The following is a 5,822-nucleotide window of genomic DNA, read 5'->3' on the forward strand; positions in this document are numbered from 1 at the left end:
TCAGTGCGCCTTCATGTTGCCAAGGTCTATAGCGGGGGTTCACTTCCTAACTTTCTTCACTTTAACAAGGGTGAAATCCTGCGAATAAGCGAGCATGCGTGAGAAAACTGAATCGTACGGAGGGAGTTAAATAAAGGAAACTGACGGGGATTGGGCAGGATACTTACAATAAATGGTTGAATTATAAATGGGAATAAGCTGCAATCCTAGCATGCTCTAGGAGGGATAAGCCATTTGAGGCCATTATTTATATTTGGGGACATAGGTGATAATTTTAATGTTACTTCGTTGCCATTTATACAAGCCGCATCGGGTACTAATGAATCCAGAATCTGCGTGTTGGGGATTGGCGGACCATCCTGGGATACACATTTTCAGAGAGTTTTTTATGAGCGTTGGATTAGATTAGGGGTTAAAAATGTAATACCTTTAACTCTAGATGTGAATTCTGAACCTTCCATAGATGTATATGAAGAACTTAGCAACTGTACAGGATTGCTGATTTGTGGTGGAGACACACGTGAGTATTATAAGACTTGCGTCTGCAATTCTGAAATGAAAAATAAAATCAATTCATTATATAGAAATGGAATCCCTATTGCTGGAGTTTCGGCAGGTGCATTAATCTCTAGTTCACCATGTACTGTGTGGGGGAGTAAGGTAACGTTACAGAATAACGAATTTATTGTAAGAAGTGTCTATGACAATACAGTTCCAGAACAGGAGTTAATAACGGGTAATGGACTTGGACTTTTAACAGGCTGTCTTATAGAGCCTCATTTTAGTGAATATGGTGGTTTTCCAAGATTATTAGCTGCAATGCAGAAAACTTCATCGCAACAAGGGATTGGTTGTGATGAACCAATATGTCTTGAAATAAAAAATGAATTACACGTAAAGGTTTATGGAAGAGGTCGTACATACTTCATAAAAAAGGATACAATCATGAACAATCATACTGTCCGAGTTGTTGAACCAGGACAAGAGTTTTACCTGAGTAAGACGTTAAGAGGCAAGGTCGTTAGTGGGCAAGGTAACTTCTCATACTGGATAAATAAGTTGAGCGGTTACTACAAAGCTAAGACAGGAATGACCTTATATCCTGGCACATTAAATATCATGCTCGATGAGCCTTATGATTTGCCTACAGATGTTATTCGATTAGAAAAAGAAGAATACGGCGGCTCTGTTTCAATCAGTATTCAAGAATGTGTATTTTTGGGGAGAAAAGCATTTATTCTTAGGACAGACGGCAATGCATCCGGAAACGGTGACCACCCTAAAACTATTATTGAATTGGCAACTGACATAAGATTAAGGGATTATTACAGTCTTATAGATGGTGACATTGTAGAGGTTAATTTAAACTAACTGGGAACGATAGTTTAATGAGCACGGCTGTCAAACGGCAGCCGTTTTTATTTAACGGGTAGTTTTCGTCAATCTGGTTTTATAATCGGGAGAAATTCGAGTATTCGTTGACATGAATATTCGTAATGGTTTATATTTGAGAGGGACCCATCATTCTATAAGCAGGAGGGCAATATATTGGCAGCGAAATTGACACCACACATTTATTCGGAAGACGCAAGAACGCAGGCTGAATTCTACAAAAATGCGCTAGGAGGAGAAATATTGGCCATTCATACGGCGGAACAAATGCCTGGAATGCCGGAGGAACTCCAAAATAAGGTGATGCATTTGCACCTGGTTGTTGCCGGAGGGAATGACCTGTTGTTAGCCGATGTATTCCAACCGAATAATCAAGGACAAAGTATCTCTTTAACAGTCACTTTTGACACAGAAGCTGAAGCTCGCGATGCTTTCACGAATATGTCGGCAGGAGGAATTGTGAAAAGCCCATTTGATAAACAACAATGGGGCTCATATTATGGAGAAGTCGATGATAAATTCGGAATCAAATGGTCTATTATGACACGATAGTATCGGATTATATCCCGTAAAATAACCTAAAAAAAAAGATTACAGGAGAAATCCACAAATAAAGTAAATTCAAAATACGGCGCATTCTGCTATCGGTCATTCGCACCGAACGGGCCACTGGCTGCAGGCTCTTGCAACATACTTCCCGATGTGAAGCACCGAGCTTGGAAGGTCAGACGCACCTTGTAAAGCCGGAAGTTCTTGCTCCAGTGCTGAAAGAGTTCTTCGACGGTTTAAATAGCACATTGTAAGAAAGGATTGATTACATGTCGGACGCATCGTTAAGCCGAACGACAAACGACTTCTTAACCGAATCAACCATAAAATGGTCAAAAAGATTGCTTTCATGCGGCATCATTGCCGGCCCCTTATACATCATACTCGGTTTGATTCAAATGAATATCCGTGATGGCTTCGACATCCGACGTCATGCGTTAAGCTTGCTTAGCAACGGTAATTTGGGATGGATTCAAATCAGTAATTTTATATTGAGTGGACTGCTAATTCTAGCGTGTGCATTCGGAATTCGGAAAGTAATGTATTCTGGCAGAGGTAGGACATGGGGTCCGTTGCTGGTAGGTGTCTATGGCTTGGGGGTAATCGCGGGCGGACTCTTCATCGCTGATCCGGCACTGGGGTTCCCACCTGGCACACCAGAGGGACCACCAGTTACCGTAAGTTGGCACGGCTCATTTCACTTTATTTTAGGCGGGTTAGGATTTTTTTCTCTTATTGCAGCATGTTTTGTATTTGCCCGCCGATTTTTCTCTTTAGGGCAGCAAGGATGGGCGGTCTATTCGATTATTACCGGCGGACTCTTCTTAGCTGCATTTATCGGAATTGCTTCAGGTACCAGCAATGAAGGTATTAATGTGGCCTTTGGAGTTGCTGTAGTACTCGGTTGGCTATGGATATCGCTCTAGCGGTGCATTTAATGAAAAAAGTCTAATAGCAAGGCATGTCCGAAGAACAGGTGAAATGATTTACCTCCTGCTATGGAGAAATCAATGTTAGATTCAAGCAATGAATTGGAGGCGTTCTTCTATGAAATTTCGGGCTGTGATTCATCAAGGCGGCAAGACAGCGACTGGTATTTATGTTCCGGAAGAAGTCGTTGTGAAACTCGGAGCGAGTAAAAAGCCACCTGTCAAAATAACGATAGGGGATTATACTTACCGCAGTACCGTGGCGTCAATGGGCGGACAATTCGCGATCCCCCTCAGCGCGGCGAACCGTAAAGCGGCCAATGTCGAAGGAGGCGACGAGGTGGATGTGTACATCGAACTCGATACCGAGCCCCGCGAGCTTACCGTGCCGCCCGATTTCTCGGATGCGCTTGACCGAGTTCCAGAAGCACGGCGTTTCTTCGACGGGTTATCTTTTAGCAACAAGAGTCGTTTTGTGCTTTCGATTGAGGGTGCGAAGACAGCCGAGACTCGGCAGCGGCGTATCGAAAAAGCAGTAAGTACACTGAAAGAAAGCAAAATCCAGTAATATCAATATGAATCTCTTCTTCGCTGGATGAAAAGAAGGAAGTATGAATCATGGATACAGCGGTATTGAGTGCTCTTGCGGAACCTAACCGTTTAAACATTGTTGAACTCTTACGGGAAGGGCCTCTCACTGTAGGAAGAATTACTGATCGGCTTGAGCTTCGGCAGCCTCAAGTGTCCCAACATCTTCGTGTTCTTCTGGATGCGGGAATCGTCGATATGCAGGCTGCTGCCAATCGTCGTATCTATCGGTTACGGCTAGAGCCCTTCAAGGAACTGGACGACTGGTTGGATTCATATCGCCAAATGTGGAATGAACGATATGATCGATTGGATGCTCACCTTCAAGATCTGATGCAACAAAATAATGAACATGAGGATAAAGGATAGAACTGAGGAGGAAATCTAAAAAATGAGTACCCATGACGCAGCGAACAAAATAGTTTCGAAGGTGGAAGGCCGGGAACTTACGTTGGAACGCATTTTCAATGCGCCACGTAATCTTGTATTCCGAGCCTATTCAGATGTTGAACAAATGAAGCGGTGGTATGCACCTCCCGGTTGGACGCTTACCGTTAGCAGTTTCAGTTTTCGTCCCGGTGGAGTCTGGCATTTCTGTATGAAGTGCTTGGATGAGAACCAACCATTCTTTGGTCACGAGTCTTGGGGTAAGGTCGTTTTTCGCGAAATTGTGGAGCCGGAACGGATTGTCTATTCTGACGCGTTCTCCGATGCGGAAGGCAATGTCCCCGAAGGAATGGCAGAAGCCTTAATCACACTGACTTTCTTGGAACATGTCGGAAAGACCAAACTGATCCACCATGCGCAATATCCGTCGGAAGAAGCACTTAAATCAGTTATCGAGATGGGCATGCTCCAAGGTATGACTGCCACGTGGGATAGTCTGGAGAAATTCCTGGAAGAAAACAAATAAAACATTGTACCACCATTTCGGGAATGTCGTACAACGTCACATCCGACACATCGGAGCAAAGAGCAGCCCCCACAAATTGTAGCTGGTATAATCGTTTCGACATATATGGGAAAAACGATTGGATCGCTTGGATGATTATCTGCAAGAGATACAGACACAAGGTAAGGTCTTGGATGAATGATGACACGGCTGTCATGATCGGCGGCCATTTCGCAGCCGGCTTCACAGGCTACTCAAATTACAGCAACCGTTCCGGCGGTAAGCCAGGCGGGGGTGGGGACGGTGAAAATCGCCGTCACTACACCGGGCGGCACGGCGACAGCAGTAGGTGGCTACACCTACTATCTTATGTAAATGCACCTACCTTCATGGCGAAGAGTCTAACTTAAGCTTCATCCTATTTGAATTCATCTCTTGTTACCTTATTCATCATTCTCCCTCTATGTTCGTTTGTTTTCTTTCGTATGCTGGCTGTGATTTTACGCCTGTAGTCGTGTCTTCCTCCAAATAGTGTAAATCTGCCACGTATACAGCATCTTCACAGGAGGTCGCAATTTCTGCCATATGGATGGATGCCGAAGCAACGGACGGAGCGACACCCCAAAGTAACAGGAGTGAAGCGGATGTGGCGCCATAAGCCATCCCCAGCGACCCGTCAACGAGTTGAGCGAAGAAACCGATGATTGAAAAAATGAGTAATTTTCTCAAACAAATCCTCCGACACACTTAGCACAAATGTTGTGCGCCTATCTGATATTAAGGCCGGAGAAGAGCGCGGATGGTGTTGGTGCGTATTTTTGAAATTTGATATTCAATTCAACCGGATTATCTGTTATTATTATGGCAACATTCAAATGCAACGAAGAGAAGAGTAAATAGTTGTGTTCTTTCGCAGAGAGCTCCGCTAGCTGAAAAGGAGTAAAGAGTCCTCTATTGAAAAAAGCCTCTGAGCAGCACATCGGAACTGCAACCACAGGTGATGATGTGACAGGAGCTCCTGTTACAGAGCTGGAGTATAAGCATGGTAAGGTCATGCCGTACTCGAGAAGGCTAATATGGCGACATATTAGCGAATTTGGGGTGGTACCACGAGGATACAAATCTCGTCCCTGAGACTGATTAACGTCTTGGGGGTGGGATTTTTTTAATTGATACAAATATGCAGCCACAGAGGTTCAGCAGCATCCGTCAAAAACGATACGATTAGGTTCCACTGAATGTTATTAGGAAAGGATTGAATGACTATGACAGAGAAACTACAGGTAGGTATTGTTGGAGGAACTGGTATGGTTGGCCAGCGTTTTGTAATGTCCCCCGTTGTCAAGACACGAAATCCAAAATGCTAAGATAAATACTCCTTTCGTCATTATTGCTGTCAGCAAAGTAGATGCTGGCCGGTGTTTGGTCATGAAGGGACTGGTGGCCGCGATTCCAGTTGTAATGCTGCATGT

At 44.1% G+C, this 5,822-nt stretch carries 6 protein-coding genes, 1 pseudogene and 1 other annotated feature; of the genes and pseudogenes, 6 read left to right on the forward strand and 1 reads right to left on the reverse strand.

Annotation, left to right across the window (positions count from 1 at the left end):
* Positions 1 to 234: 234 nt before the first annotated feature.
* From CBW46_RS20800 to CBW46_RS20825, 6 genes are all read left to right on the forward strand, one after another.
* Positions 235 to 1,371, forward strand: coding sequence for a DUF120 domain-containing protein (locus tag CBW46_RS20800; protein ID WP_089201874.1), 1,137 nt, complete (start codon positions 235 to 237; stop codon positions 1,369 to 1,371).
* Between the two features lie 177 nt (positions 1,372 to 1,548).
* Entirely contained in the window at positions 1,549 to 1,944 is a 396-nt protein-coding gene (locus CBW46_RS20805; RefSeq protein ID WP_089201875.1) for a VOC family protein, read from the forward strand.
* A gap of 266 nt (positions 1,945 to 2,210) precedes the next feature.
* Positions 2,211 to 2,867 (forward strand): DUF998 domain-containing protein, encoded by a 657-nt coding sequence (locus CBW46_RS20810; protein ID WP_089201876.1) that lies wholly within the window; start codon positions 2,211 to 2,213, stop codon positions 2,865 to 2,867.
* Positions 2,868 to 2,988: 121 nt separating this feature from the next.
* Positions 2,989 to 3,438, forward strand: a complete 450-nt coding sequence (locus CBW46_RS20815; protein ID WP_089201877.1) for a YdeI/OmpD-associated family protein — start codon at positions 2,989 to 2,991, stop codon at positions 3,436 to 3,438.
* Positions 3,439 to 3,488: 50 nt separating this feature from the next.
* Complete coding sequence (locus tag CBW46_RS20820; RefSeq protein ID WP_089201878.1) at positions 3,489 to 3,827, forward strand: ArsR/SmtB family transcription factor; 339 nt, start codon at positions 3,489 to 3,491, stop codon at positions 3,825 to 3,827.
* A 22-nt stretch (positions 3,828 to 3,849) separates the two neighbouring features.
* Entirely contained in the window at positions 3,850 to 4,371 is a 522-nt protein-coding gene (locus CBW46_RS20825) for an SRPBCC domain-containing protein (RefSeq protein ID WP_089201879.1), read from the forward strand.
* Between the two features lie 543 nt (positions 4,372 to 4,914).
* On the opposite strand, the pseudogene CBW46_RS20830 reads toward CBW46_RS20825, so the two are convergent.
* Positions 4,915 to 5,079 (reverse strand): annotated as a pseudogene (locus tag CBW46_RS20830) (sulfite exporter TauE/SafE family protein); the annotation flags it as partial.
* Between the two features lie 142 nt (positions 5,080 to 5,221).
* Positions 5,222 to 5,485, forward strand: a binding site (T-box leader).
* The last annotated feature ends 337 nt before the right edge of the window (positions 5,486 to 5,822 follow it).

It is taken from the genome of Paenibacillus xerothermodurans, assembly GCF_002220865.2.
Classification (GTDB): domain Bacteria; phylum Bacillota; class Bacilli; order Paenibacillales; family NBRC-103111; genus Paenibacillus_S; species Paenibacillus_S xerothermodurans.